At 32.9% G+C, this 24,829-nt stretch carries 26 protein-coding genes; 15 read left to right on the plus strand and 11 right to left on the minus strand.

The window, feature by feature from the left end:
* The first annotated feature begins 3 nt into the window (after positions 1 to 3).
* The 7 genes from FUA22_RS03560 (at position 4) to FUA22_RS03590 (ending at position 9,859) form a co-directional block, all read left to right on the plus strand.
* Positions 4 to 1,347, plus strand: coding sequence for a Gfo/Idh/MocA family protein (locus FUA22_RS03560; RefSeq protein WP_147766456.1), 1,344 nt, complete (start codon positions 4 to 6; stop codon positions 1,345 to 1,347).
* A gap of 76 nt (positions 1,348 to 1,423) precedes the next feature.
* Entirely contained in the window at positions 1,424 to 2,605 is a 1,182-nt protein-coding gene (locus tag FUA22_RS03565) for a Gfo/Idh/MocA family protein (protein ID WP_147766457.1), read from the plus strand.
* Between the two features lie 153 nt (positions 2,606 to 2,758).
* Entirely contained in the window at positions 2,759 to 3,775 is a 1,017-nt protein-coding gene (locus FUA22_RS03570) for a DUF6588 family protein (RefSeq protein ID WP_147766458.1), read from the plus strand.
* A 245-nt stretch (positions 3,776 to 4,020) separates the two neighbouring features.
* Entirely contained in the window at positions 4,021 to 4,953 is a 933-nt protein-coding gene (mdh, locus tag FUA22_RS03575) for a malate dehydrogenase (RefSeq protein WP_147766459.1), read from the plus strand.
* 78 nt (positions 4,954 to 5,031) lie between these two features.
* Positions 5,032 to 5,643 (plus strand): hypothetical protein, encoded by a 612-nt coding sequence (locus tag FUA22_RS03580; RefSeq protein WP_147766460.1) that lies wholly within the window; start codon positions 5,032 to 5,034, stop codon positions 5,641 to 5,643.
* A 176-nt stretch (positions 5,644 to 5,819) separates the two neighbouring features.
* Positions 5,820 to 8,825, plus strand: coding sequence for a protein translocase subunit SecDF (gene secDF, locus FUA22_RS03585; RefSeq protein ID WP_147766461.1), 3,006 nt, complete (start codon positions 5,820 to 5,822; stop codon positions 8,823 to 8,825).
* 266 nt (positions 8,826 to 9,091) lie between these two features.
* Positions 9,092 to 9,859, plus strand: coding sequence for a DUF6090 family protein (locus tag FUA22_RS03590; RefSeq protein WP_147766462.1), 768 nt, complete (start codon positions 9,092 to 9,094; stop codon positions 9,857 to 9,859).
* A gap of 59 nt (positions 9,860 to 9,918) precedes the next feature.
* Here FUA22_RS03590 and FUA22_RS03595 read toward each other — a convergent pair whose 3' ends face one another.
* The 7 genes from FUA22_RS03595 to FUA22_RS03625 all read right to left on the minus strand — a co-directional run bounded on the left by FUA22_RS03595 (position 9,919) and on the right by FUA22_RS03625 (position 16,468).
* Complete coding sequence (locus tag FUA22_RS03595) at positions 9,919 to 11,769, minus strand: aldose epimerase family protein (protein WP_170309834.1); 1,851 nt, start codon at positions 11,767 to 11,769, stop codon at positions 9,919 to 9,921.
* A gap of 51 nt (positions 11,770 to 11,820) precedes the next feature.
* On the minus strand, positions 11,821 to 12,246 hold the full coding sequence (locus FUA22_RS03600; protein WP_147766464.1) for a hypothetical protein: 426 nt from the start codon (positions 12,244 to 12,246) through the stop codon (positions 11,821 to 11,823).
* 94 nt (positions 12,247 to 12,340) lie between these two features.
* On the minus strand, positions 12,341 to 12,820 hold the full coding sequence (locus FUA22_RS03605) for a DUF192 domain-containing protein (protein WP_147766465.1): 480 nt from the start codon (positions 12,818 to 12,820) through the stop codon (positions 12,341 to 12,343).
* Between the two features lie 2 nt (positions 12,821 to 12,822).
* Entirely contained in the window at positions 12,823 to 13,755 is a 933-nt protein-coding gene (lgt, locus tag FUA22_RS03610) for a prolipoprotein diacylglyceryl transferase (RefSeq protein WP_147766466.1), read from the minus strand.
* Positions 13,756 to 13,784: 29 nt separating this feature from the next.
* A complete protein-coding gene (locus FUA22_RS03615; RefSeq protein WP_147766467.1) occupies positions 13,785 to 14,912 on the minus strand; it encodes a peptidylprolyl isomerase in 1,128 nt (375 codons plus the stop codon).
* Between the two features lies 1 nt (position 14,913).
* On the minus strand, positions 14,914 to 15,456 hold the full coding sequence (gldI, locus tag FUA22_RS03620) for a gliding motility-associated peptidyl-prolyl isomerase GldI (protein ID WP_147767410.1): 543 nt from the start codon (positions 15,454 to 15,456) through the stop codon (positions 14,914 to 14,916).
* Positions 15,449 to 16,468: a DHH family phosphoesterase gene (locus FUA22_RS03625; protein ID WP_147766468.1), complete on the minus strand. Its 1,020-nt coding sequence runs from the start codon at positions 16,466 to 16,468 to the stop codon at positions 15,449 to 15,451. Before FUA22_RS03625 ends, gldI begins: the two co-directional genes overlap by 8 nt.
* 86 nt (positions 16,469 to 16,554) lie before the next feature.
* On the opposite strand from FUA22_RS03625, the gene FUA22_RS03630 reads away from it, so the two are divergent.
* Positions 16,555 to 16,974 carry a nucleoside-diphosphate kinase gene (locus FUA22_RS03630; protein ID WP_147766469.1) on the plus strand — a complete coding sequence of 140 codons (420 nt, stop codon included), beginning with the start codon at positions 16,555 to 16,557 and terminating at the stop codon, positions 16,972 to 16,974.
* Between the two features lie 78 nt (positions 16,975 to 17,052).
* Here FUA22_RS03630 and FUA22_RS03635 read toward each other — a convergent pair whose 3' ends face one another.
* The 4 genes from FUA22_RS03635 to recF all read right to left on the minus strand — a co-directional run bounded on the left by FUA22_RS03635 (position 17,053) and on the right by recF (position 19,078).
* The gene (locus FUA22_RS03635) at positions 17,053 to 17,244 is read right to left on the minus strand and encodes a cold-shock protein (RefSeq protein WP_147766470.1); all 192 of its coding nucleotides are present in this window, start codon (positions 17,242 to 17,244) and stop codon (positions 17,053 to 17,055) included.
* Positions 17,245 to 17,406: 162 nt separating this feature from the next.
* Positions 17,407 to 17,598 carry a cold-shock protein gene (locus tag FUA22_RS03640; RefSeq protein ID WP_076698245.1) on the minus strand — a complete coding sequence of 64 codons (192 nt, stop codon included), beginning with the start codon at positions 17,596 to 17,598 and terminating at the stop codon, positions 17,407 to 17,409.
* A gap of 101 nt (positions 17,599 to 17,699) precedes the next feature.
* Positions 17,700 to 17,996 carry a DUF721 domain-containing protein gene (locus tag FUA22_RS03645; protein ID WP_147766471.1) on the minus strand — a complete coding sequence of 99 codons (297 nt, stop codon included), beginning with the start codon at positions 17,994 to 17,996 and terminating at the stop codon, positions 17,700 to 17,702.
* 2 nt (positions 17,997 to 17,998) lie between these two features.
* Positions 17,999 to 19,078 (minus strand): DNA replication/repair protein RecF, encoded by a 1,080-nt coding sequence (gene recF, locus FUA22_RS03650; RefSeq protein WP_147766472.1) that lies wholly within the window; start codon positions 19,076 to 19,078, stop codon positions 17,999 to 18,001.
* A gap of 137 nt (positions 19,079 to 19,215) precedes the next feature.
* Between recF and FUA22_RS03655 the strand changes: the two genes are divergently transcribed.
* From FUA22_RS03655 to FUA22_RS03685, 7 genes are all read left to right on the plus strand, one after another.
* Positions 19,216 to 19,986: a tetratricopeptide repeat protein gene (locus FUA22_RS03655; protein ID WP_147766473.1), complete on the plus strand. Its 771-nt coding sequence runs from the start codon at positions 19,216 to 19,218 to the stop codon at positions 19,984 to 19,986.
* Position 19,987: 1 nt separating this feature from the next.
* A complete protein-coding gene (gene ribH, locus FUA22_RS03660; RefSeq protein WP_147766474.1) occupies positions 19,988 to 20,473 on the plus strand; it encodes a 6,7-dimethyl-8-ribityllumazine synthase in 486 nt (161 codons plus the stop codon).
* A gap of 164 nt (positions 20,474 to 20,637) precedes the next feature.
* The gene (locus FUA22_RS03665; protein WP_147766475.1) at positions 20,638 to 20,868 is read left to right on the plus strand and encodes a hypothetical protein; all 231 of its coding nucleotides are present in this window, start codon (positions 20,638 to 20,640) and stop codon (positions 20,866 to 20,868) included.
* Between the two features lie 18 nt (positions 20,869 to 20,886).
* A complete protein-coding gene (locus FUA22_RS03670; RefSeq protein ID WP_147766476.1) occupies positions 20,887 to 21,168 on the plus strand; it encodes a riboflavin synthase subunit beta in 282 nt (93 codons plus the stop codon).
* Positions 21,169 to 21,171: 3 nt separating this feature from the next.
* A complete protein-coding gene (mutL, locus tag FUA22_RS03675) occupies positions 21,172 to 23,034 on the plus strand; it encodes a DNA mismatch repair endonuclease MutL (RefSeq protein ID WP_147766477.1) in 1,863 nt (620 codons plus the stop codon).
* 3 nt (positions 23,035 to 23,037) lie between these two features.
* A complete protein-coding gene (locus tag FUA22_RS03680; RefSeq protein WP_147766478.1) occupies positions 23,038 to 23,859 on the plus strand; it encodes a rhomboid family intramembrane serine protease in 822 nt (273 codons plus the stop codon).
* Entirely contained in the window at positions 23,860 to 24,708 is an 849-nt protein-coding gene (locus FUA22_RS03685) for a rhomboid family protein (protein WP_147766479.1), read from the plus strand.
* Positions 24,709 to 24,829 lie beyond the last annotated feature (121 nt).

Below are 24,829 nucleotides of genomic sequence, written 5' to 3' on the forward strand. Positions count from 1 at the left end.
ATTATGGCATCGAATAGACGAGATTTTATAAAGAAAGCAACAGCGGGGGCTGTTGGTGTATCACTAACGGGTGGTTTTACTAGTGCTTCAGCACAGAGTTATTCAAGAATTATTGGCGCAAATGATAGAATAAATGTAGCTATTCAAGGTTTAGGAAGAAGATATCCTGGATATGTTGAATCTATTGCATCAGAAAAAAATAATGTAAAATTACTTTATTTGTGTGATGTGATGAAGAGTCAACGAGAAAGCGCAGCTTTAAAATTTTCAAAGCATATTAAAAATAAACCAATTCTTGAAAATGATATAAGAAGAGTGATAGAGGATAGTAAGGTGGATGCCATTTTTATGGCTACTCCTGACCATTGGCATGCACCTGGAGCATGTATGGCTATGGAAGGAGGAAAGCATGTTTATTTAGAGAAACCATGTAGTCATAACCCTAGAGAAGGTGAGTTACTGGTTGCTTTTCAAGAGAAATATAATAAACTCGTGCAAATGGGAAACCAGCAACGATCTTCATTTCAGTCACAAGAGATAATTAATGATATTCATAATGGGATTATTGGAGATGTGTATAAGGCGATAGCCTTTTATAGAAACACTAGAGGACGAGTGATTAAACCTGTAATAGCGGCTCCACCCGAAGGTTTAGATTGGGATCTTTTTCAAGGACCCTCTCCTAGAAAAGATTATATGCATGACACTTGGAATTATAACTGGCATTGGTATGGATGGGATTTTGGAACCGCAGAAACTGGTAATAATGCTACACATGAGCTTGATATTGCACGTTGGGCATTAGATGTAAAGTATCCTGAACACGTAAATGTATATTCAGGAAAGTTTCAGTATAAGGATGATGGATGGGAAATGTATGATACTATGGAAGCGAATTTTCATTTTTCCAATAATAGATTAATCCAATGGAACGGACAAAGTAGGAACGGGTATAATAAATATGGAGCTGGAAGAGGAACAATAATTTATGGTTCGAAAGGTTCTGTTTTTATTGATCGAAGTGGATATAAAATGTTCGATATTGCTGGTAAATTGATTAAGACGAATATGTCTTCTAAAACAGAAGCCGGTGTTGCCTTAGGTGGAGGAGGAAACTTAACAACAAGGCATTGTGATAATTTTTTCAAGGCAATTAGAGGAGAAGAAAAGTTAACATCACCTATAGAGCAAGGGGCAATAAGTCAAATGCTTACACATTATGCAAATATTTCTTCAAGAATAGGTAAGTCGTTTGATGTTGATGAAAACTCTGGTCGTATATACGATAGAGATGCTATGAAGTTGTGGTCAAGAACCTATGAACCAGGTTGGGAGCCAAAATTGTAAACATATTATGAATTAAAAATAAGAGGCAAATCAGCCTCTTATTTTTTACATTTAATTTAAAATAATATACTAAGTAATGAAAAGAAGAGAGTTTGTTGTAAAAAGCGGTTTAGCATCAGCAGGCGTGATAGCTACCACTTCTGCACTCGGAGCGGTTTCTTGTACTTCATTTGGTAAAAGTGAAATTAATATTGGGGTTATAGGAACAGGACAGCGTGGGCTTGGTTTAATGTCTTTAATGAATAATATTGAAGGAATTAATGTGGCAGCTGTATGTGATGTTTTGCCTTTTAGGCTAAAAGAAGGAGTAACTCAAACTAACAATACGGCTAAAGCTTATGATAGTTATGTGAATTTATTAAAGGATAAAGCTATTGATTCCGTATTAATTGCAACCCCTTTTAGTTCTCATTATGAAATTGCTATGGCAGCTGTGGAAGCTGGTAAACATGTGTATTGTGAAAAAACATTGGCCAAGGGATTAAAAGAGATTGAAACTTTAGCTGATAAAGTATCAGATTCAAAAATTATTTTTCAAACAGGTCACCAATATCATAGCTCCAGATTATACAAACATGTGGTAGATCTGCTTCAAAAAGGAGAAATAGGTAATATAAGATCTTTTGAATGCCGATGGTATAGAAAAGGGGACTGGAGAAGAGAAGTTCCTGAGCCTAAATATGAAAGAGCCATTAATTGGCGCATGTACAAAGAGTATTCAGGAGGAATGACAGCAGAACTAAGTTCGCATCAAATTGATTTTGTAAGTTGGGTGCTAGACGAAAACCCTAATAAAATAATGGGAACTGGTGGTATTAATATTTGGAATGATGGTCGGGGAACCTATGATAATACGCATTTAATATTTGAATACCCAAGTGGTGTTAAGGCACATTTTAAATGTTTAACAAGTAATATTCCTGGTGGATATGAAATTAAAGCTATCGGTGATAAAGGAATTATTACTATGACTACAGGAAAGGCTTGGATAAATTATTACAAGAAACCTGAGAAAACTGAACTTTCTGAAGTAGATGGAGTTGCTGGAGCTACATTGCCGGCAGAATATAATTCGGAAAAGGGTATGCCGATAAAAGTAGAGCATTTAGATCCTAGTAAGCAAGCGTTGGTGGATTTTAAGAATGCAATTTTAGAAGGGAAGCAACCTATTTCAAACATTCAAACAGGCGCAAGTACCGCCAAAGCAGTCCAGTTATCATTAGATGCTATGTATACTGAAGAGGTGCAGTACTGGTAGATTTTGTTTAAAGAAATAGTTGTAATTTTACAAAGCCATGGTTTTAAATCATGGTTTTTTTGTATAATATTACCGATAAAAGGTATAAAAGTACGATAAAGTGTTATGTTTTGTAAAATATTTACTATATTTGTCTTACCCAAATTAAAAAAAATGAAAAAGATTATCCTGCTTATGTTATTGTGTTTAATAACATTTACCTCTAAGGCCCAAAATGAAATTGATGCCTTATTAGCTGCTGGTGTAGAAGATGCTGCACAATTTGCAAATGATTACCTCATGCCCGGGACAGATGGTCTAATACATAGTATAAACACTAACTGGTTTAATACGGCTGATGCTAAACCTTTAGGCGGTTTTGAAATTTCAATTATAGCAAATGCAGCTTCACCTAATAGCGAAAACAAAAGCTTTTTGATGAATTCGGCTGATTATAATAATGTTCAGTTTATTCAAGGGTCTCAATCTCAAATGGTAGCAACAGTATTAGGACATAATGATCCCGATGTGATTGTTCAGGTAACTTATGATGATCCCATTTTTGGTCAACAAACGGAGGATATTACCTTACCAACAGGATTAGCTTCTGAAAACATAAATATGATACCTTCCGCTTTTATACAAGGCGCCATAGGTCTTGGGAAAGGAATTGAATTAAAAGCACGGTTTATTCCCAAAATTGATACAGAAGATGTTAAGTTTAATGCTTATGGTGCTGGTGTGCAGGTAGAATTCACAAAATGGCTTCCAGCCGATAAATTGATGCCAATTGCAATTTCTGGTTTGGTGGCATATACCCACCTTGACGCCACTTATAATTTAACAGAATCTTCGGGAATACAGGGCGAAGATCAAAGATTAGAAAATGATACCAATACATTATTGTTACAGTTAATAGCTTCAACAAAATTGCCAGTAATTAACTTTTATGGTGGACTTGGTTATATAAAAGGAGAATCTGAATCGGATATGTTAGGAACTTATATAGTGTCTAATGGTGTATTAACTGCAGATGCCATTGTAGACCCATTTTCAGTTTCAAGTGAAGTAGCCGCTGTTAGAGGCACATTAGGAACAAAACTTAAACTTGGTTTTTTTAGAATTAATGCCGAGTACCATTTCTCAGAATTCAATACCTATTCGTTAGGAATCAATTTTGGGTTTAGATAAAATATGAAGAGAATTATTGAATAGTTCTTAAAAAATATGTTTTAATTTTAGTTAGTTTATATTTAATTTTTTGTTTTAAAAAAGTACGGGATTTAGTCTCGTACTTTTTTTATTTAGAGCATTTTAATTCTTAATTTTGCATGACTTTAATCATAGGTGTTCGCCATTAAAAAGATTACTTTTGTGCCATCAAATTAGATTAAGGTAACAATAGATTATTTTAATTATACACTAAAAATAAGAATATGAAAGTAACAGTTGTAGGAGCAGGAGCAGTAGGTGCAAGTTGCGCGGAATATATTGCCATTAAAGATTTTGCTTCAGAGGTAGTTTTGTTAGACATTAAGGAAGGGTATGCCGAAGGTAAAGCCATGGATTTAATGCAAACCGCGTCATTGAACAGTTTTGATACAAAAATTACAGGTGTAACAAACGATTATAGTAAAACAGCAGGTAGTGATATTTGTGTTATCACTTCTGGTATTCCTCGTAAACCTGGTATGACTCGTGAAGAGTTAATTGGTATTAACGCAGGTATTGTTAAAACGGTATCTTCAAGCTTAATAGAGCATTCACCAAATACAATCATAATAGTGGTTAGTAACCCAATGGATACTATGACTTATTTAGTGCATCAATCTACCAACCTTCCAAAAAATAGAATTATTGGTATGGGTGGTGCTTTAGATTCTGCTCGTTTTAAATACAGATTAGCAGAGGCTTTAGAAGCTCCTATTAGTGATGTTGATGGTATGGTAATTGGTGGACATAGTGATACTGGTATGGTACCATTAACTAGTCATGCAACTAGAAATAGTGTAAAAGTTTCTGAGTTCTTAAGTGAAGAAAGATTAGAGCAAGTTGCTGCAGATACTAAGGTTGGTGGTGCTACTTTAACTAAATTATTAGGTACTTCTGCGTGGTATGCTCCTGGAGCTGCAGTAAGTGGTTTAGTTCAAGCTATCGCTTGTGACCAAAAGAAAATCTACCCATGTTCAACTCTATTAGAAGGTGAGTATGGTTTAAACGATATTTGTATTGGCGTGCCAGTTATTCTAGGTAAAAACGGTATTGAAAAAATAGTTGATATTCCTTTAAGTGAAGCTGAAAAAGCGCACATGCAATCAAGTGCTGAAGGTGTTAGAAAAACTAACGGATTATTAAACGTAGAGGCTTAATATTTCAAAAGAATATCATATAACATAATTTATATAAAGACTGTAGTAATACAGTCTTTATTTTTTTATATTTGGCGCATGAACGCAAAATGGTACTTTAGTACATTAATAATAGCATTAACACTTCTTGGTGTTTGCCAAAAACAAGTTTCTGTTCCCAATCAGCAAATTGTTATGGAGTTTGTTGATGTTGATGTAACTTCAAACTACGTTCAAACGGCAATAGCAGATGTGAAAGGGCAGTTGCAATGTATTGGGGCACAAAACATTAAAGTTCAAAAAGAACAAAACGGAACTTTAAAAATCACTTACTTCAGCAATGTCAAAGTTGCTAGTATCAAAGAAGTCCTTTCAAAAGAAAACCATATTGTACTTGGATATGCCACTAATGTTCAGAACGAAAGTGGTAATTCTTCTTCCAATGATTCATCAAATAATTATAATCTCGATGTTTACGAGATAAAAAAAGGTACGGAATCATCAAGCCTTGGAGGTAAGTATGTTTTAGAAATAAAATATGATTACGATAGATTTTCTAATCCAAATGTATATGTGCCGTATGAGAGCACTAAGATTAGCAAAATTGATAGGTCTGTAAAAACGGCTTATAGAGTCAATAGAAATATTGCCATTGAAATAGATAACAATTCATATCAAAAACCAGAAGTTAGGGCAGGTCCTAACTGTTAGGGTACTTCATTATAAGTGTTATTGATTTTACACTTCCCAACTACCATACAAAAATTATAAGCGTTCAATTTATAAACGCTTATAAATCAATTATAATCAATAAAAATAATTGTCAAGTTATACGGTAAATTATACATTTGCTCGTTTTAAAAATTTGACCATAAATTAACATAAGAATGCAAAACAAAGGATTAGTAAAATTGTTTGCTTTATTATTCGGTTTGGTAAGTATCTACCAATTGTCGTTTACATTTAAAGCAAATCAAATTGAAACAAATGCAGAAGAGCAAGCTATTGAAAAGATTGCTGAGACTGAAACTGATTATCGCGCACTAAGAAGTCAGGAAGAAGCTAACTATTTAGAGTCTATTGCTACAGATACCGTGTATAACATTGGTATTGCAAAATACACATATAACGATGTAAAATCTAAGGCAATGAACTTAGGTTTAGACTTAAAAGGTGGTATTAATGTAATTCTTCAGGTATCTGTAAAAGATATCTTAAAAGGGTTAGCTAACAATACCAAAGATCCTGTTTTTAATACAGCTTTAGATAATGCTTCCGAAGTTCAAAAGAACAGCCAGAATACGTATTTAGAAGATTTCTTCGTAGAATTCGATAAAATTAAGGGTGATACTAAATTAGCATCTCCAGATATATTTTACACCAAAGATTTGGATGGTGAGATAGACGGAAGTATGACTGATGATGAGGTTAAAACAGTTATTCAAACTAAAATTGATGAGTCTGTAGTTTCTGCTTTTGAAGTATTACGTAAACGTATTGATGGTTTAGGGGTTACATCACCAAACATTCAACGTTTAGGAAATTCAGGTAGAATTTTAATTGAATTACCAGGAGCAAAAGATATTGATAGAGCAGAGCGTAACTTTACTACAATGGCCCAGTTACAATTCTGGGATGCTTATAAAGGTGAGCAGTTTTTTAACTTTTTAGGGCAAGCTAATGAAGTATTAAAACCTTTAGTTGAAGATGCTCAAGAGGTAGTTGAAGATGCAGGTACAAGTGATTCTGAAGATGCTAGCGCAGAAGATGCTGTTGAAGACCTTTTAGGAGCTGCTACTACAGATTCTACAGCAGTTGCTAGTGAAACTAATCCGTTATTAGATTTAATTAGAGGACCTGGTTATCAAGGTGGACCTGTAATTGCTAAGTTTGAATTAAAAGACAAAGAAAAGATTCTTGAATACTTAAACAAGAAAGAAGTAAGAGCCTTACTTCCTGCAGAACAACGTTATGCTAAGTTTGTTTTTGGGAAACCAGACAAAGATTCAGAGCTTGTAGATTTATATGCTTTAATAGGAAACCGCGATAATATTCCACAATTGAGTGGTGCGGTTGTAACAGATGCTCGTAACCAATTCGGTCCTACAGGTAAGTCTGAAGTATCTATGCAAATGAATGCAAAAGGAGCGAAAATCTGGGAAGAAATGACCGGAAAAGCTTTTAATCAAGGTAGTCAAATTGCTATTGTTTTAGATGATGTTGTTTATTCTGCTCCAGGAGTAACTACAGGGCCTATTTCAGGTGGTAACTCTTCAATCTCCGGAGATTTCACATTAAATGAAGCTATAGATTTAGCAAACGTATTACGTGCCGGTAAATTACCTGCAACAGCAGATATTATTTCTAGTGAAGTTGTAGGGCCGTCTTTAGGTCAAGAAGCTATTGATAGTGGTACTATGTCGTTCATCATTGCTTTAATAGTGGTGTTACTTTGGATGATTTTCTACTACGGAAAAGCTGGTGGATTTGCAGATATAGCTATGGCATTAAACATCTTATTAATCTTTGGTATTCTATCAGGTTTAGGAGCTGTATTAACATTACCTGGTATTGCGGGTATTGTATTAACAATTGGTATGTCGGTAGATGCTAACGTACTTATCTTTGAGCGTATTAGAGAAGAGTTGGCTAAAGGTAAAGGCCAAAAGGAATCTATTAAAGACGGATTTGGTAATGCACTATCATCAATTTTAGATGCGAATATTACAACAGGTTTAACAGCATTAATACTATTTATTTTTGGTACAGGACCTATTAAAGGATTTGCAACTACCTTATTAATTGGTATTGGTACATCATTATTTACTGCTATTTTCATTACTAGATTATTAATTGATTGGTACGTAAATAGAGGCGGTGAGTTAAAATTCTCAACTCCTATTACTAAAAACCTTTTTAGAAACATCAATATTGAATTTTTAAAGAAACGTAAGGTAGCATTCATTATTTCTGGTGCAATATTAGCTTTAAGTTTAGGGTCTTTATTCACAAACAAATTAGATCAAGGTGTTGATTTTGTTGGAGGTAGAACATATTTAGTACGTTTTGCTCAAGACGTTAATGCTGCCGAAATCACAGATGCATTATCAAAACCAGATGTATTTGGAAGTGCAGATGCTAAAACTTTTGGTGGTGCTAATCAATTAAAAATTACTACTAAGTATAAAGTAAACGAAAGTGGTGCTGAGGTTGACGAAGAGATAAAAGGAAAATTATTTAACGGTTTACAACCATATTTAGAAGGGATGAACTATGAAGGATTCCTTGATTTAAATGATGTAAACAAACAAGTTGGTTTGATGGAGTTCTATAAAGTGAGTCCAACTATTGCCGATGATATTAAGCAAGCATCAGTTTGGGCCGTATTAGGGTCTTTAATTGTGGTATTCCTTTATATATTAATTCGTTTTAAACGTTGGCAATATTCTTTAGGTGCCGTTGCAGCGGTATTCCATGATGTATTAATTGTATTAGGTATATTCTCATTAACATATAAGTTTATGCCATTTAACATGGAAATTAACCAAGCGTTTATAGCGGCAATCCTTACTGTAATTGGTTACTCATTGAATGATACCGTGGTTGTTTTTGATAGAATTCGTGAGTTCTTTAATGAGCATACAAGCTGGGAGTTTGACCGTGTAGTAAACTCATCATTAAGCAGTACATTAAGTAGAACATTAAACACCTCTTTAACTACATTAGTAGTATTATTAGCAATCTTCATTTTTGGTGGAGATTCAATTAGAGGGTTCATGTTTGCTTTAATAGTTGGTGTTATAGTTGGTACTTACTCATCGTTATTTATAGCAACACCAATTATGTATGATACCGTACAGAAATTAGAAGATAAAAAGAAGAAGAAAAGCTAATTCAAAGTAAAACTAATCTTCGTAAAAAGCCTATTAACTTTTGTTGATAGGCTTTTTTTTATTTTGGCGTTCCCCATTATGGTCGGGCTATCCACTATATCTTTTTTTCATGCTTCAAAAAAGGATGCCGTTTCTATCCCTAACGCAAGCACGAGAGCCTTAAATATCAAATCACTAACTATTTGATTATATTTGAGTAGCCTGTAACAAGAGGTGAGTCCAATTGGACTAATTTTAAGCTACGTCAAAATGTAATCAACCAACCAATGATAAAATTCTTTAGAAAAATCCGTCAAAACTTAATAAAAGAAAATAAAGTCACTAAGTATGTTTTGTATGCCATTGGTGAAATTTTTCTTGTGGTAATAGGCATACTCATTGCCCTTCAGATTAATAATGTTAACGAAGCCAATAAAACTAGAGAAAGAGAACTTAGTTATTTAAGAGGGATCAAAGCCGATTTATCACTAAACCTGTTAGAACTTCAAAAAACAGTAAAGGCAAGAGAAGCGCACATAGAGTCCTCAAATATTATTATTGATTATTACGAAAATCAACTTGTTGAAGATTTAGATCATTTTAACCTCCATGTTATTAATGTTTGTCTTTGGTTTCCTAGTGACTTTAATAATAATACTTTTCAGGAATTGTTAAACTCAGGAAACCTTGCTATTATTTCGAACGATTCTATAAAGAATGATTTACTTAATATGGATATTGGGTATAAAAAAATAAGATATCTTGAAAATCACATTCAGCATGATTTAGATATACTTATATATGACCAGTATTATACCTTTGCAGATGTAAATAGTTCAATAAAAAACTATTTCCAACAGGTTGGTAATTCACCAGAAAACAGAGTAGATATTGGCAAAGAAAGAGTTCAATTATTATTGGAAAGTCAAAAATTTAAAAACGGATGTGCCTTAATAATTTTTAATAACAACTCATTGATTGAAAAGTATAACAATATGATATCTACCACAAATAAGCTAATTACAAGAATAGACAACGAAATGGAGACAAAATAGCTGTTGTAATAGTTGGAAGTGGCTTTTGAAAAGCAACTAATTCACTACAACAATTATAACTAATTGTCATTTTGGATGAATTGGTTTTTTATCTCAGTAACATCTTCTAGTTTAGTCCACTTTGTTGGTCTTTCAAAATCTTGATTAGATTTTAAAACTTGGGCATTGGGGTAATTGGTTTTTATGTCTTTCCATGTAATGTCTTTCCAATTAGTCTTATCCATTTCTAAAAGCTTAACATCCTTTAAAGAACCAGATACTGCTTTACCAATTAAAGGCCACCAGAGACTTTCTGTTTCTCTATCCCAGAGCACAAAACCATCTAAACCATCCCAAACATCATTATCAAAGTAAGTATAACCGCTTAGAGCAAAGGTTAATTCTGTGTCCCCATAGTTGCGTTCATAAATAGCGCCTAAATCTGCCAGAATGCAATAAACAGCCATAATAGGTTGTCCGTTTAAAACATCATTAACAACTTCATGACGGGTTAAATCTTTTACTGAATATGCTTTTATATCATTCCCTGAATGGGCTAGGAGAAACCTTGAGTTATCTTCCCAAATGGTGTCTGCCTGTTTTATAGTTATAAATTCAGGGTTCAATAAAGCGGGGAATTTTTCTCGACCAATACCATAGTGGAATTGGCCATCTTTTAACGAACTGTTACTAATATCAAAATGCTGAATGGAATCTTTACCACCATAAAGCATTTTTCGCCCATCGCTTTCAAAGAATTTACCGTTTTCTAATGCTATTGGCCTTTTCTTTTTCTTAGGTTTTGTTGAAGCTTCTTCACTAGTAATTCCAAAACTATAAATAACATGTTCTTTGTAAGTCTCATTTGGTTTAAGTAATGTAGTTGGGAAATTAGGTAAATTAGGTGTGTTTGGTAAATGTTGAGTTTCTAAACAAAAGGCCGAATGCGGTTTGTAATTCACACCATATTTACCAATAATTTTTTCACTAATGGCATTCCCCGAATAGAACTGAACACTCGGTTGTGTGGCGGTTACAGCCATGGTTCTTCCAGATTCTGGCTCTATTACTTCAATTACTTTTTTAGCTTCTTTAAGGTCTTTATTAAAAACATAACAAAAATGGTATCCGTTGTTTTTAAACTTACCAATATGGTCTCTAATTCTAGTGTAAGAAGTTAAATCTTTGTCGGTATTTTTCACTAATTCCATTTCGCCAGTCGGAACAATGTCTTCGTCTATGGTAGTAATATTATCGGCATCAATTTTAATTTTATGATCATAAATTAACTTATCAGTTCCTGCTAAATTAAAATAGCTGTGATGCGTTAAGTTAACATGGGTTGTTTTATCGGTAGTGGCTTCAAAATCTATTTTTAAATCGTTATTATTTGTCAACGTGTAAGTTACTGTAACATCTAAATTACCAGGAAACCCCATGGAGCCATCTTTTGAAAGGTATTTAAAAACAACCCCAATACCAGATTCATTTGTAAAAGTACTTCCATCCCAAACAGCTCTGTTAAATTCTAAAGCACCGTGAATATGGTGTTTATCTGCATTTTTAACAATATTATAAGTTGTTGAATCAATTTTAAACTGACCGTTTCTAATCCGGTTTGCAAATCGTCCTATTGTTGCACCGAAACATGGATTATCAGCAACATACTGATCCAGATTATCAAAACCTAAAACAACATCGGTAAAATTATTGTCCTTGTCAGGAATTAATAACGACGTAAGAATAGCGCCGTAATTGGTGAGTTTCGCCTGTGTCCCATTTTTGTTTGTAAGGGTATATAAATAGACTGGTTTGTTGTTTGCTTCTCCCCAGTTTTCTGTATGTATGGCCTCAGCTTTGGTGTTACAGCTTAAAGCGATTATTAATATGCTTAATAGTATTAAAGCTGGTAGTCTCTTCAAGGTTTTCATGATTAGCATGGTTTTCTAAAACTAAATTAAAGAAAAAGAAAATAATTACTATTACCGATTATTTGACTTATTATGTAATTCGTCAATTTCCTCCATTAGCAATTCATTTAATCTAAAAATATTAGATAAACTAGTTAAATCTTTTTTCTTAATACTTCCTTTAAAAATTAATTGATTTTTCCTGAGTTCTATTGATGGGTTTTTAGAATTCATAAGCGAAATAGCATATGGGCTTGCGAGAATTAACTCTGAAAATTCACTTTTTTCACCAGAAAAATTAAAAGTATCAGACCTAGAGATAAAACTTATAAAATGTGCCTTACTCAAAGAACAAGAAACGAAATCTGGTTTTAAATCTGATTTTCTTGATTTTATTACAACTGTAGTTCTCCTTTTATTCCATTTTACAAGAACCTCTATTGACCAATTGTTAACTCTTTCAATAAATATTATTTCTCCTTTAAGGAGCGTTTTCATCGAATTGAAAATAGAATCGGTAAATTTATGGTCTTCTTCCAATTTGGTTTTGGTCTAGTATTATAGTCAATATGTATTTAAACAATAAACTTTGTTATTCCGTATAACTCAAACTATCTCCAACAGTAAGCCTCCAAGTATCAACCATACCTGCATTAATTTCTAAAACATATTTTGCTCGCGCACCTGATGGTAACGAAGATTCATCAAAAGGTTTTGCGTTTTTTTGAAAACTTACAATGATTTTATTTTCATCAATAAAAATTAAATCTAAAGGGAATTTCGTGTTTTTCATATAGAATGAACGCTGAGCAACATCATCAAAAACAAACAACATCCCCCTATTTGTCTTCATGGAACTTCTATACATCAATCCCGTTTGAATATCAAAATCAGTATCTGCAATTTCAATATCTAAAGCAACTGTAGATGAATCTGTTTTTATTTTATGAATCAATAATTCACCTTCTTTTTTAAAAGTGATTTCAGTTTGTTTTACCTCTTTTTTTTCGCCTTTACAAGCAAGTAAATAAAAAGGAATAGATAAACAAATTAGAAAAGATTTTACTGTCATAACTACTTAACAGGGACTTTTGGTTTATAAGAAAACATAAAATACAGGCCAATTATTATAAATGGAATGCTTAACCATTGTCCTGTTTGTAAACCAAACCAATTTATATATTCATCTCCTTGAGGTTCCTTTACAAATTCTACAAAGAAACGTACCGTCCAAAGTAAAACTAAGAATAAACCAAATAAATATCCAGTTTGATCTCTCTTTGGTGTTTTAGAATAGAAATACCATAAAATTAAAAACACAAAAATATAGCAAAATGATTCATATAATTGAGCAGGGTGACGGTAAGGAACTTGCTCTAATAATTCTGCAAATTGTGGATTGTCTGTAACAGCATTATAAGCCTTTTGTACATCTTTAATACCAGTGAGTTGTGTAATTTGACTTTTATAATAGTAATCTTGAATAAACCGAACACCCAAAGCAAAGTCACCCGATTTCTCTCCAATAATTTCAGAATTAATAAAGTTTCCAATTCTAATAAATATAGAACCTGAGGCCACAGAAATTACCACGCGGTCTAGCACCCAGAGCAAAGATTTATACTTGTATTTTTTTCGATATAAATACATGCCTATAATAATACCTATAGCGGCTCCGTGACTTGCTAACCCTTGAAATCCGGTAAATTCAAATCCGCCTTTAAACTTGAAGGGTAAGAATATGCTAAAAAAGTCTTCGCTTATTAATTCTGATTGATAAAACAAAACATGACCTAAACGTGCACCAATCATAGTTGCTACAACGGTGTATATAAATAAAGGGTCTAAATAGGTAATTGAAATCTTTTCTTTAGTAAAAATACGTTTCATAATATACCAGCCAACTACAAAAGCTACAATCCACATAAGGCTGTAAAAATGCAATTTAAAATTGCCAATAATATCTATTCCTGTTAAAGGGTTCCAATCAAATTTTAATAGATGCATGGTTTTATTTAGATAATTATGTTATAGTTTTATTTTACAAGTTCTAGTATTTCTACTTCAAAAATAATATTAGACTTTCCAGGGATTCCTCTTGTTCCAGATTCTCCGTAAGCTAGGTGGTAAGGTATAAATAAAGTGGCTTTGTCACCAACACTTAATTGTTGTAGACCTTCTTTAAACCCTGGAATCATTTGTGCATCTGGACCAATATCTGCAGTTATAGGTTGATACCTATTAACGTCCCTACGTTTTTGGTTAACAGCATCTAATGATTCAGCAATTTTAAGGCTGCTGGTTTCAAGTAGTTTTCCGCTTTCAAAATACACTGCATAATGCGTTTTTACTTTGGCGGCCTTTGGTAGCTTTTGGCCTTCTCCTGCTTCTGAAACAAAAAATTGCAAACCAGATGGGAGTGTAATGGCTTTTGCTTTTTGTTTTTCAAACTTCTCTTTAGAAGCTTTTAAAATGGCTTCGGCCTTTTCTTTCAGCTCTTTTTCTTTTCGTTCTTCTACTGCAAAATGCTCATTAAAAATTTTAGGAGCATCAAAGTTTTTGGCGTCTTTCCCTTTTCTTATAATATTCACTTCTTGAATAATAACATCTACAAGAGGTTTATTTCGTTCGTCAGTTTTTACATTTGAAATACTGTCTTGAATGTCAGCCCCTTGTATTAATTCGCCGAAAACACTATATCGGTTGTTTAGGTCTGGTCTTGGTACTTCAGTTATATAAAATTGACAGCCATTTGTATTAGGTCCAGCGTTAGCCATTGCTAATACACCTGATTTGTCATGATTCAAATCTGGATGAAATTCATTTTTAAACCTGTAACCTGGGTTTCCTCTTCCGGTCCCTAAGGGATCTCCTCCTTGAATCATAAAGGCATCTTCGACACGGTGAAAAGTTAGTCCGTTATAAAACATTTTTCCCAGATAAGCACTGTCAACCATAGTACTAGTCCCTTCTGCAAGTGACACAAAATTAGCTACTGTAATAGGTGCCTTGTTATATGCTAATTTAGCTATCATAACCCCTTTTGTGGTTTTTAACTCAGCATATAAGCCATCTTCAAGTTTGGGGTAAGGAGCTTTACAAGAGGTACTAATAATAACTAATAATAAAAATGAAATCTTTATTAAGTTTTTAAAATAGGGCATTTTATTGGCTTTTAATCTGGGTAATAGAATTTACTGTTACTTCGCAGATAAGAGGAACGTTGGTTCCTATTTTGTTTTCATCTCCGTAATAACCATATGCTTTTTGTGACGGGAAAAGAAAAGTTACTGTTTCTCCAGTTTTCATAAGTTTTAAGCCCTCACGTAAACCAGTAAAAAGCTCTTCTTTATCCATAGCATAAGTTTGTGTTTTAAGGTCTGATTTTGAATATATCAGATTACCGTTTAAAGCTTTTACATTGTAATTATAATTAACAATGTCTCCAAAATCCGGAGTTTTTAAAGTGTCTGTATCTATTTTAGTATTGTAATAATACCAAAATCCACTTTGTGAGGCTATATAATTATAATCATGCTGTTTCATGATTTTTTCTATAGCAGCTTGTTCCTTAGAATTTAACTCTTTGTTCCTTGCTACAGATTCATCTATAAAAGAACCAGACTTTGAAAAGATAGGTCTTCTGGCTTCAGGTGTTTTACAGCCAATTACTAGCAATAGTAAGGTAAGGGTTAGTAATTTATTCATCATTTAGGGCTTTATTATAAGAAGGTAATATACTAATAAATTTTTCAATCGTGTCTTTTAATGATAAATAGCTCTTGCCCCCAGCGGCGTTGGTATGACCTCCACCGTTAAAATGCGTACGTGACATTTCGTTTACAGAGAAGTTGCCTTTAGATCGAAGAGAAATCTTTATAATACCTTCTTGTTTGTCTTCAATAAAAATAGCAGCTAGCGCAACGCCATCTAATGATAAGCCATAATTTACAACTCCCTCGGTATCTCCCTTTGAGTAATTATATTTATTAAGTTCATCTTGAGATAAGGTTATATAAGCTGCTTTTGATTCTGGAATTACTTTTAAATTGTTTAAAGCACAGCCTAATAATTGTAGCCTGTTATAGCTGTTGGTGTCATAAACATTATTATGAATATCAGAGTTTTTAGCACCTTTTTCAATAAGGTCTGCCACTACTTTATGTGTTGTACTTGTTGTTGAAGCAAATCTAAAAGACCCAGTATCTGTCATAATACCAGCATACAAACATGTGGCAATATTTGAGTCTAACTCATTTAAATCTTCCAGCATTTCAATAAAATGATATATCATTTGACAGGTCGAACTCATGCTAACATCACTATACATAAATGTAGCATAGTCATCGGGAGCTTGATGATGGTCTATCATTATTTTGAGGCCTTTACTTTCTGCGAGTACATTTTCCATATGACCAGTTCTATGAAAAGCATTGAAATCTAAGGTAAAAATGATATCGGCCTCATTTATTAAGTCTTTACATTCTTGGGTTTTTGAATCATACTTTAAAATGGAGCTTTCACTTGGCATCCATTTTAAAAATTTAGGATAATCGTTTGGTGTTATTACAGTTGCTTGATGGTTTCCCTTTAAAAGGTAGTGATACAATCCAAGTGTTGAACCAATGGCATCTCCATCAGGGTTTTTATGTGGAACAATTACTATCTTTTTAGGTGCTGATAATAACTGCTTTATGCGCTCAATGTCTTGTTTATTCATAGACGACGAATATACAATTTTTTAAAATTGCTTTGTCTTGTTTTTAATTAGAAATAGGTTATTTTTGCACGAAATATATTTTTATAATGGCAACAAATAGAACATTTACAATGCTTAAGCCAGATGCTGTTGAGAAAGGACACATTGGCGCAATATTAGAAAAAATTTCGGCTTCAGGATTTAGAATTGTAGCCATGAAATTAACTCAAATGACAAAAGCAGATGCTGAGACTTTTTATGCAATTCATAATGAGCGTCCGTTTTTTGGTGAGTTAGTTGAATATATGACTCGAGGGCCAATAGTAGTAGCTATTTTAGAAAAGGATAATGCTGTTGATGATTTTAGAGCATTAATTGGTGCAACAAATCCTGCTGATGCTGCTGAAGGAACCATAAGAAAATTATATGCAGAATCTATCAGTCAGAATGCTGTTCACGGTAGTGATAGTGATGATAATGCGGCTATTGAAGGTGCTTTTCATTTTTCAGGTAGAGAACAATTTTAAGTTATATAACTTTTAAATATTAAAAAGCCCGGAACTTAGTTGCGGGCTTTTTTTTTCTAAAACGTGAAATGATATATGTTAAATTACCTTTACGTTTACTGCGTTTAAGCCTTTTCTACCTTCCTGAAGATCGAATTCTACATTATCACCTTCTCTAATCTCATCAATCAATCCAGAAATGTGAACAAAATGTTCTTTGTTTGAACCTTCTTCTATTATGAATCCAAAACCTTTTGAATCATTGAAGAATTTTACTGTTCCTTTACTCATGTTTAAAATATTAAATTAATACTAATTACTTTACAAAACCTATGCCAAATAATCATAAGCAATTATTCTACATAGTGTTATGCGACCAAAAGATAATAAATAAAAAAAGTCTGCCAAAATAAATTAGCAGACTTTGCATTTGTAATTGTTAAAGTATATATCTTAGATTACTTTTACGTTTACGGCGTTTAATCCTTTTCTACCTTCTTGTAGATCGAATTCAACATTGTCACCTTCACGAATTTCATCGATAAGTCCTGAAATGTGTACGAAATGTTCTTTGTTGTTGTCTTCTTCAACGATAAATCCAAAACCTTTAGAGTCATTGAAGAATTTTACGGTACCTTTACTCATTGTAATTTGTATTAAAATAATAATTAAGCGCCAAAGGTAACGTAAATAATAATAGGTTGTTGGTTTTTAATGAAGTTTTTACAATTAATTGAAATCTGTAATTAGCGTAAAATCAATTTCTTAACAATTTCTTTACCTAGTTCTTCATTAAGCATGGTAATAATTTTTTGTTTGCCATAGCTCAATTCTTCCCTTAATACACTAGAACTAAGTTGAACATAAAGTGTGTCTCTTTGTAGGTTTACAGAGGTAGTGTAATTGTTAACACCATTTCCCATAAGTTTTGCCCAAGCCTCGGCAACATTGACTTTGTCCAAACCTTTTTCCAGTTTGTTGGTTTCAACAAATTCCTTTAAGGCATCTTTAATACTGATATGTTCGTTGTTGCGTTTAGGCATTTTTAAAGTTTAAAAATTTCATAAGACTGATGTACCTGTTTTACTGCTTTTTCGGTACGTTCGGCATGGGTGTCACTAATAAACAATTGGCCGAAATTCTCGTCATCTACTAATTTAATGATTTGTGATACACGTTGTTCATCTAACTTATCAAAAATATCATCAAGTAGCAAAATAGGGTTTACGCCACTATGTGCTTTAATAAAATCGAATTGCGCCAACTTTAAGGCTATTAAAAACGATTTTTGCTGACCTTGACTCCCAAATTTTTTAATAGGATGTTCTTCAATATTAAAATGTAGATCATCTTTATGTATGCCAACACTAGTGTATTGTAACGCCTTGTCTTTGTTTAAAGCATGTTGTAAAAGGCTATTTAAATCATCTTCAAATAAATGGCTGTGATATGCTAAATCAACCACTTCGTTTCCATTGCTAATGCCTTCATAGCGTTCTTTGAAAATAGGAATGAATTCTTTTAAAAAGACATCACGTTTTTCAAAAATAAGTGTGCCGTATTCGGTAAGTTGGCTGTTGTAAACGTCTAAAGTATCGGCATTAAATGTGTGGTTTAAAGCAAAATATTTTAACAAGGCATTTCGTTGAGCCAGAATTTTATTGTAATTAATTAAATGTGATAAATAGCTTTTATCGCTTTGCGAAATTACACTATCAATAAATTTACGTCTGGTGTCACTGCCTTCAATAATTAGATTTCTGTCAGCGGGAGAAATAATTACCAAAGGTAAAAAGCCAATATGCTCACTAAATTTTTCATAGGCCTTGGCATTTCGCTTAATGACTTTTTTTTGACCTCGTTTTAAGCTAACTACAATTTTTTCGTTTTTATCTTCTTTGTTGTATTCACCATTAACCACAAAAAAATCTTCACCATGTTTTATATTTTGAGTAGCTACAGGATTAAAGTAGCTTTTACCAAAAGAAAGGTGGTATATAGCATCTAAAACATTGGTCTTCCCAATACCGTTATTTCCAACAATACAGTTTATTTTACTGTCGAATTCAAACGATTTGTTATCGAAATTTTTATAGTTAAGTAACGAAAGTGATTTTAAAATCATACTACCAAAAGCAACTTAAAAACTGATTTAGGAGGAAAACCTTCAAAAAGAAGTGCAAATTATCGAAAATTATCAAATAAATAACCTTTTAGTTCTGAAGAAAAATTATATTTTTGCGGCGCATTAATTTATAATATATGGCAACTTACAAGAAGAGAGGTTTTAAACCTAAAACTAAAGTAGAAAAGCAACAGAATATTGAAGACGGATCTACAACAGCTGAGGTTTTTAATACCCTTGATGAAACAGCTTCAAAGACAGAGGCTTTTGTTGAGAAAAACCAAAAGTATATTTTTATCATTATTGGAGTTGTAGCGGCAGTAGTTTTAGGTTCTTTAGGATATAAAGAATTTATTTCTGGCCCAAAACAAACAGCTGCAATGAACGATATGTTTCAAGCTCAAAAATATTTTGATGAAGCTACTACTGCAGTAGCAAAAGATTCCTTATACACTTTAGCCTTAAACGGAGGAGAAGGGAAGTTTGGAATGTTAGATATTATTAATGAATATGGAGGTACAGATGCTGCTAATTTAGCTAGTTATTACGCCGGTACTGCTTACTTAAGATTGAAAGATTACAAAAATGCGGTTGAGCATTTAAGTGATTTTAAAAGTGATGATGAAATTTTAGCGCCATTGGCAAAAGGAAATATTGGTGATGCTTTCGTGCAGTTAAACCAACCTGAAGATGCTTTAGGGTATTATGAGCAAGCAGCTAAAATGCGTGACAATGAATATACTACACCAATGTATTTATACAAAGCTGGAAATATTGCTTTAGATTTAGGAAAATCGGACAAAGCATTGTCTTATTTTGAAAGAATTAAAGCGGATTACCCTAGTGCCACAGAGGCAGCTAATATAGATGTATTTATAGGAAAAGCACAAGTACTAGCTAGCAAGTAATATGGCTACTGAAAATAAAAATTTATCAGAATACGATAAAGCTACAATCCCAAACGCGAGTAAATTTCGGTTTGGGATTGTTGTTTCTGAATGGAATGATACCATAACAGAAGGACTTTATAAGGGTGCATATGATGCGCTTGTTGATAACGGAGCATTGCCAAATAATATCATTCGTTGGGATGTTCCTGGAAGTTTCGAGCTTGTTTACGGTTGCAAAAAAATGCAGGAACAAATGGTTAATGCAGTTATTGCCATTGGAAGTGTTATTCAAGGAGAAACTAAACATTTCGATTTTGTTTGTGAAGGTGTTACTCAAGGCATAAAAGACCTAAATGTAATGCGTGAGACGCCAGTAATTTTCTGTGTCCTCACAGATAATAATATGCAGCAGGCTATAGAGCGTTCTGGAGGTAAACACGGTAATAAAGGTACTGAAGCTGCTATTGCTGCTATAAAAATGGCAGAACTTCGTAAAAATAGTTAGTTGTATTTAGGTACTAATTTCAGTTTTTAACTTCTATCTACGGTCTTTATTTTGTTAACAATTTTTGGCTTTTTTGCAGGTTAATTTTATCTATTTTTAAGTATTTTTGAAGAATGCCCATTACCCTATGCAGGGTGTGATAGGAATAATAGCATTACTAGATTTTGTTTAAGCAACGTAAACATAAAAGATTCAACTATCAACCTAGATTTTCAAAAGAGAATCAAACAGGTTCTGAATTCAATGAAACATCTGATAAAGATTTTATTTCTAGGTGGAAGGAAACAAGAGATGGTAAGCGAACGGTTAAAGGTGTTTTACCGGTTAGAACATTAATATTAGCTTTGGTATTATTATTGATTCTCATGTATGTATTAGAAAAAAAATACATGTAACCTAAAAACTTAAAAATCATGGGACTTTTAAAATTACGTAAAAACAAGAAGTTTAGCTATACACCGCGTTACTATAAAGGTGAAGGGAATCCATATGAAATTAAGCATAAGTTTGATGAACATAGAACTACTGTTGGTAATAATTCTGGTTTAAAAGCAAAGTTTAATAATGCTGTAAACGATTATAAAAATAACCCAGATAGAGAAGCAAACAGGCGTGTACTTATTATAATTGGTATTCTAGTTTTAATTTTCTTATTTATTATTGGGTTCGATTTATCTATTTTCTTTTCTAAATAATACATGGCAGATATTATACAGCTTTTACCTGATCATGTAGCAAATCAAATTGCCGCTGGAGAAGTTGTACAACGTCCAGCTTCTGTGGTTAAAGAATTGCTTGAGAATGCTATTGACGCGGGAGCTTCTAAAATAAAACTTATAATAAAAGACGCAGGCAAAACCTTAATTCAGGTAATTGATGATGGTAAAGGCATGAGTGTAACTGATGCTCGATTGAGTTTTGAGCGTCATGCTACTTCTAAAATACGTTCAGCAGAAGATTTATTTCAACTAGACACTAAAGGGTTTCGTGGTGAAGCTTTAGCTAGTATTGCGGCCATTGCACATGTAGAGTTGAAAACGAAACAAGAGGGTGATGATGTTGGTACTTCTATCGTTATTGAAGGTAGTGAAGTAAGAGATCAGGAAGTTATTGTAACGCCTAAAGGAACTTCGGTTTCTGTGAAAAACTTGTTTTTTAATATTCCTGCACGTCGTAATTTTTTAAAGTCGAATGCTGTTGAACTTCGTCATGTTATTGATGAGTTCCATCGTGTTGCTTTGGCACATTGCAATATAAGTTTCACTATGTATAATAATGGAAGTGAATCTTTTAACTTACCAGTTGGTAATTACCGACAACGTATAGTAAATATCTTTGGAAACAAAACCAATGAAAAATTGGTACCCGTGGAAGAGGATACTGAAGTACTAAAAATATCTGGTTTTGTAGGGAAACCTGAATATGCTAAAAAGACTAGAGGAGAACAATATTTCTTTGTAAATAACAGATTTATAAAAAGTGCATATCTCAATCATGCTATTGCCTCAGCATTTGATGGCCTGTTAAAAAACGGCACACATGCTAGTTACTTTCTGAATTTAACGGTAGATCCACAAACTATAGATATCAATATTCATCCAACAAAAACAGAGATTAAGTTTGATGATGAGCACACCTTATACGCTTTATTGCGTTCTGCTGTTAAGCACAGTTTAGGGCAGTTTAATATTGCGCCGGTTTTAGACTTTGAAAGAGACTCAAGTCTTGATACGCCTTATAACTTTAATAAGAAATCTACAAGTGCGCCTGCAATAGAAGTAGACAAAAGTTTTAACCCTTTCCAAGACGAAGGGAGAACTAATACTGGAACATCAACTAAAAGTGTAAGTTTTAAAAAGGAACCTGCTGCCAATTGGGAAAGTTTGTATGTTGGTTTAGAATCTAAAAGTAATAGCGAACCACAAGATTTTAGTGAGGTTCATTTTGAAAGTGAAGAATCAACAGCCTCTATGTTTGATGATGATAATAGCGTTGAACAAGTTCAAACTACTTATCAACTTCATAGTAAATATATAGTAAGTACTATTAAATCTGGTATGTTGGTTATAGATCAACATAGGGCGCATCAACGTGTTTTATATGAGGATTTCTTGAAAAACATGACTATTAAAGAAGCTGTAAGTCAACAATTGTTGTTTCCGTTGCAATTGCATTTTTCAGTTCAGGAGATTCAGATTTTAAATCAATTAAAAGAAGATTTAGAACATACTGGATTTGTGTTTTCAAACGTTTTAAAGGAGTCGATAGAAATTACTGGAGTGCCAATTAGTGTTCCAGAAAGTGAGGTTTCTATTATTTTAGAACAACTTATTAGTGATGTTGAAAATGAAGTTCCTGATGCACATTTTAGTGCTACTGATTTACTAGCGAAATCAATGGCAAAAAGTTTAGCAATTAAAACAGGACAGTCGTTACAAAAAGATGAACAAGAACATTTGGTAAACAAGTTATTTGCCTGTAAAGAACCTAATGTATCGCCAACTAATAAAACAACATTTATTACCATGAGTGTTGATGAATTAGATAAAAAATTTATTTAGAATATGATGCGAATTTCAGAAACCGTTAAACATTTATTAATCATTAATGTGATTATGTTTATAGGTACGATTGCGATAGGAGAAGGAGTTTTGTTTTACGATTGGTTCGCAATGCATTTTCCACAACATGAAGCATTTCAACCTTGGCAAATTGTTACACACATGTTTATGCATGGTGGTTGGTCTCATTTGTTTTTCAATATGTTCGCACTTTGGATGTTTGGAACACCTGTAGAACAAGTATTAGGTTCTAAACGGTTTTTATTTATTTATTTCTCTGCAGGCCTGGGGGCTGTTGCAATGCAAGTAGGTTATTATTATATTGACTTTTATTCAGCTTACCAACAAATAGCAGATTTGAACATGAGTTCTGAGCTTTTTAGTAAGGTTATTTCTATTGATGCTAGCGAAGGTTCATATATTAAAGGTGAAATTTTAGCGGATCGGATGATGCCAATTTTGAATGAATATAACTTCAATCCAGACCTAATTACTGATGGCGTTTTTAAATCGTTGTTTGATATGAATGTTATAGCTAGAAATTCTATGGTTGGGGCTTCTGGGTGTTTAATGGGTATAATGGCAGCTTTTGGTATGATGAACCCTAATGCTGAATTGATGTTGATATTTCTACCAATTCCTATAAAAGCGAAATATTTTATTCCTGGAATCATTCTGATTGATTTAATATCAGGTATAAGCGGGCAGTCCATTTTTGGATATGGTAATATTGCGCATTTTGCCCATGTTGGAGGAGCACTAACAGGATTTCTAATCATGTGGTATTGGAAGAAAAAGCAGTTTAATAGAAACCGTTGGTATTAAATGACGACACTTACTCAAGATATAAAGGATAAATTAAAACGGCTTAATGTTTTAGAAAAAATAATTGCCATTAATGTTGTGGTTTTTATCATTGAAAGACTTTTTAGTTTAAGTTTAGAATGGTTTAAATTACCTAGTGAGTTTTCTGATTTTATTGTAAAACCATGGAGCCTTATTTCTTATGCATTTTTACATGGTGATGTGTTGCATATTTTATTTAATATGCTTTGGCTGTATTTTATCGGGCGTATGATTTTAAACCTGTTTTCCCCTAAAATGGCTTTGAACATTTACTTTCTTGGGGCTATTTGTGGCGGTTTATTATTCATGTTGGGTTATTGGTTATTTCCAAGCTTTCTTGGAGGTAATCCCAAATTAGTTGGAGCCTCTGCAGCAGTAAGAGCATTATTAATATTTATATGTGCTTATATGCCCAATCAAGAAGTCAGGTTTTTCACAATAAAATTAAAACTTTGGTATATAGGTGCTGCTATAGTTGTATTAGATGGCATTGGTTTGTTTGGTGGTAATGCAGGAGGAAATCTAGCTCACCTTGGGGGAGCTATACTTGGTTATGTTTATGCTAAACAATTGGTACAAGGAAAAGATATTGGTAAGGGTTTTGAAAAGATAATGGATGCTCTGGCTAGTATGTTTAAACCGTCTAAGAAAAGTCCACTAAAAACAGTGCATAAGAATAAAAGTAAAGTTGGTGGTTATACTAAAGCTGATTTTAGTGAGTTTAATAATCAGAAAAAAATTGATGTTATCTTAGATAAGATAAGTAAAAGTGGTTATGACAGCTTAACTGCTGAAGAAAAGGACTTTTTATTTAGAGCAGGGAAATAATCTTTAAAAATCAATATTAACATACCACATGAAGAAGTTAAGTTTTATAAATAAAATTATCTACTTCGTTAATATTGTGGTGGCACTAGTACTACTTTTTTCATTTGTTCTACCTTTTTTA

The sequence above is a fragment of the Seonamhaeicola maritimus genome (genome assembly GCF_008056315.1).
GTDB lineage: Bacteria > Bacteroidota > Bacteroidia > Flavobacteriales > Flavobacteriaceae > Seonamhaeicola > Seonamhaeicola maritimus.

Coding starts and splice junctions, on each gene's coding strand:
- FUA22_RS03645 (WP_147766471.1), bottom strand. CDS start 17,996: ATGCCTAAACGCAACAACGAACATATCAGTATTAAAGATGCCTTAAAG.
- FUA22_RS03680 (WP_147766478.1), top strand. CDS start 23,038: ATGATGCGAATTTCAGAAACCGTTAAACATTTATTAATCATTAATGTG.
- FUA22_RS03560 (WP_147766456.1), top strand. CDS start 4: ATGGCATCGAATAGACGAGATTTTATAAAGAAAGCAACAGCGGGGGCT.
- FUA22_RS03580 (WP_147766460.1), top strand. CDS start 5,032: ATGAACGCAAAATGGTACTTTAGTACATTAATAATAGCATTAACACTT.
- FUA22_RS03625 (WP_147766468.1), bottom strand. CDS start 16,468: ATGAATAAACAAGACATTGAGCGCATAAAGCAGTTATTATCAGCACCT.
- mutL (WP_147766477.1), top strand. CDS start 21,172: ATGGCAGATATTATACAGCTTTTACCTGATCATGTAGCAAATCAAATT.
- FUA22_RS03615 (WP_147766467.1), bottom strand. CDS start 14,912: ATGCCCTATTTTAAAAACTTAATAAAGATTTCATTTTTATTATTAGTT.
- recF (WP_147766472.1), bottom strand. CDS start 19,078: ATGATTTTAAAATCACTTTCGTTACTTAACTATAAAAATTTCGATAAC.
- FUA22_RS03600 (WP_147766464.1), bottom strand. CDS start 12,246: ATGAAAACGCTCCTTAAAGGAGAAATAATATTTATTGAAAGAGTTAAC.
- ribH (WP_147766474.1), top strand. CDS start 19,988: ATGGCTACTGAAAATAAAAATTTATCAGAATACGATAAAGCTACAATC.
- FUA22_RS03570 (WP_147766458.1), top strand. CDS start 2,759: ATGAAAAAGATTATCCTGCTTATGTTATTGTGTTTAATAACATTTACC.
- FUA22_RS03630 (WP_147766469.1), top strand. CDS start 16,555: ATGGCAACAAATAGAACATTTACAATGCTTAAGCCAGATGCTGTTGAG.
- FUA22_RS03635 (WP_147766470.1), bottom strand. CDS start 17,244: ATGAGTAAAGGAACAGTAAAATTCTTCAATGATTCAAAAGGTTTTGGA.
- FUA22_RS03605 (WP_147766465.1), bottom strand. CDS start 12,820: ATGACAGTAAAATCTTTTCTAATTTGTTTATCTATTCCTTTTTATTTA.
- FUA22_RS03595 (WP_170309834.1), bottom strand. CDS start 11,769: ATGAAAACCTTGAAGAGACTACCAGCTTTAATACTATTAAGCATATTA.
- FUA22_RS03590 (WP_147766462.1), top strand. CDS start 9,092: ATGATAAAATTCTTTAGAAAAATCCGTCAAAACTTAATAAAAGAAAAT.
- FUA22_RS03640 (WP_076698245.1), bottom strand. CDS start 17,598: ATGAGTAAAGGTACCGTAAAATTCTTCAATGACTCTAAAGGTTTTGGA.
- secDF (WP_147766461.1), top strand. CDS start 5,820: ATGCAAAACAAAGGATTAGTAAAATTGTTTGCTTTATTATTCGGTTTG.
- mdh (WP_147766459.1), top strand. CDS start 4,021: ATGAAAGTAACAGTTGTAGGAGCAGGAGCAGTAGGTGCAAGTTGCGCG.
- FUA22_RS03655 (WP_147766473.1), top strand. CDS start 19,216: ATGGCAACTTACAAGAAGAGAGGTTTTAAACCTAAAACTAAAGTAGAA.
- gldI (WP_147767410.1), bottom strand. CDS start 15,456: ATGAATAAATTACTAACCCTTACCTTACTATTGCTAGTAATTGGCTGT.
- lgt (WP_147766466.1), bottom strand. CDS start 13,755: ATGCATCTATTAAAATTTGATTGGAACCCTTTAACAGGAATAGATATT.
- FUA22_RS03565 (WP_147766457.1), top strand. CDS start 1,424: ATGAAAAGAAGAGAGTTTGTTGTAAAAAGCGGTTTAGCATCAGCAGGC.
- FUA22_RS03685 (WP_147766479.1), top strand. CDS start 23,860: ATGACGACACTTACTCAAGATATAAAGGATAAATTAAAACGGCTTAAT.
- FUA22_RS03670 (WP_147766476.1), top strand. CDS start 20,887: ATGGGACTTTTAAAATTACGTAAAAACAAGAAGTTTAGCTATACACCG.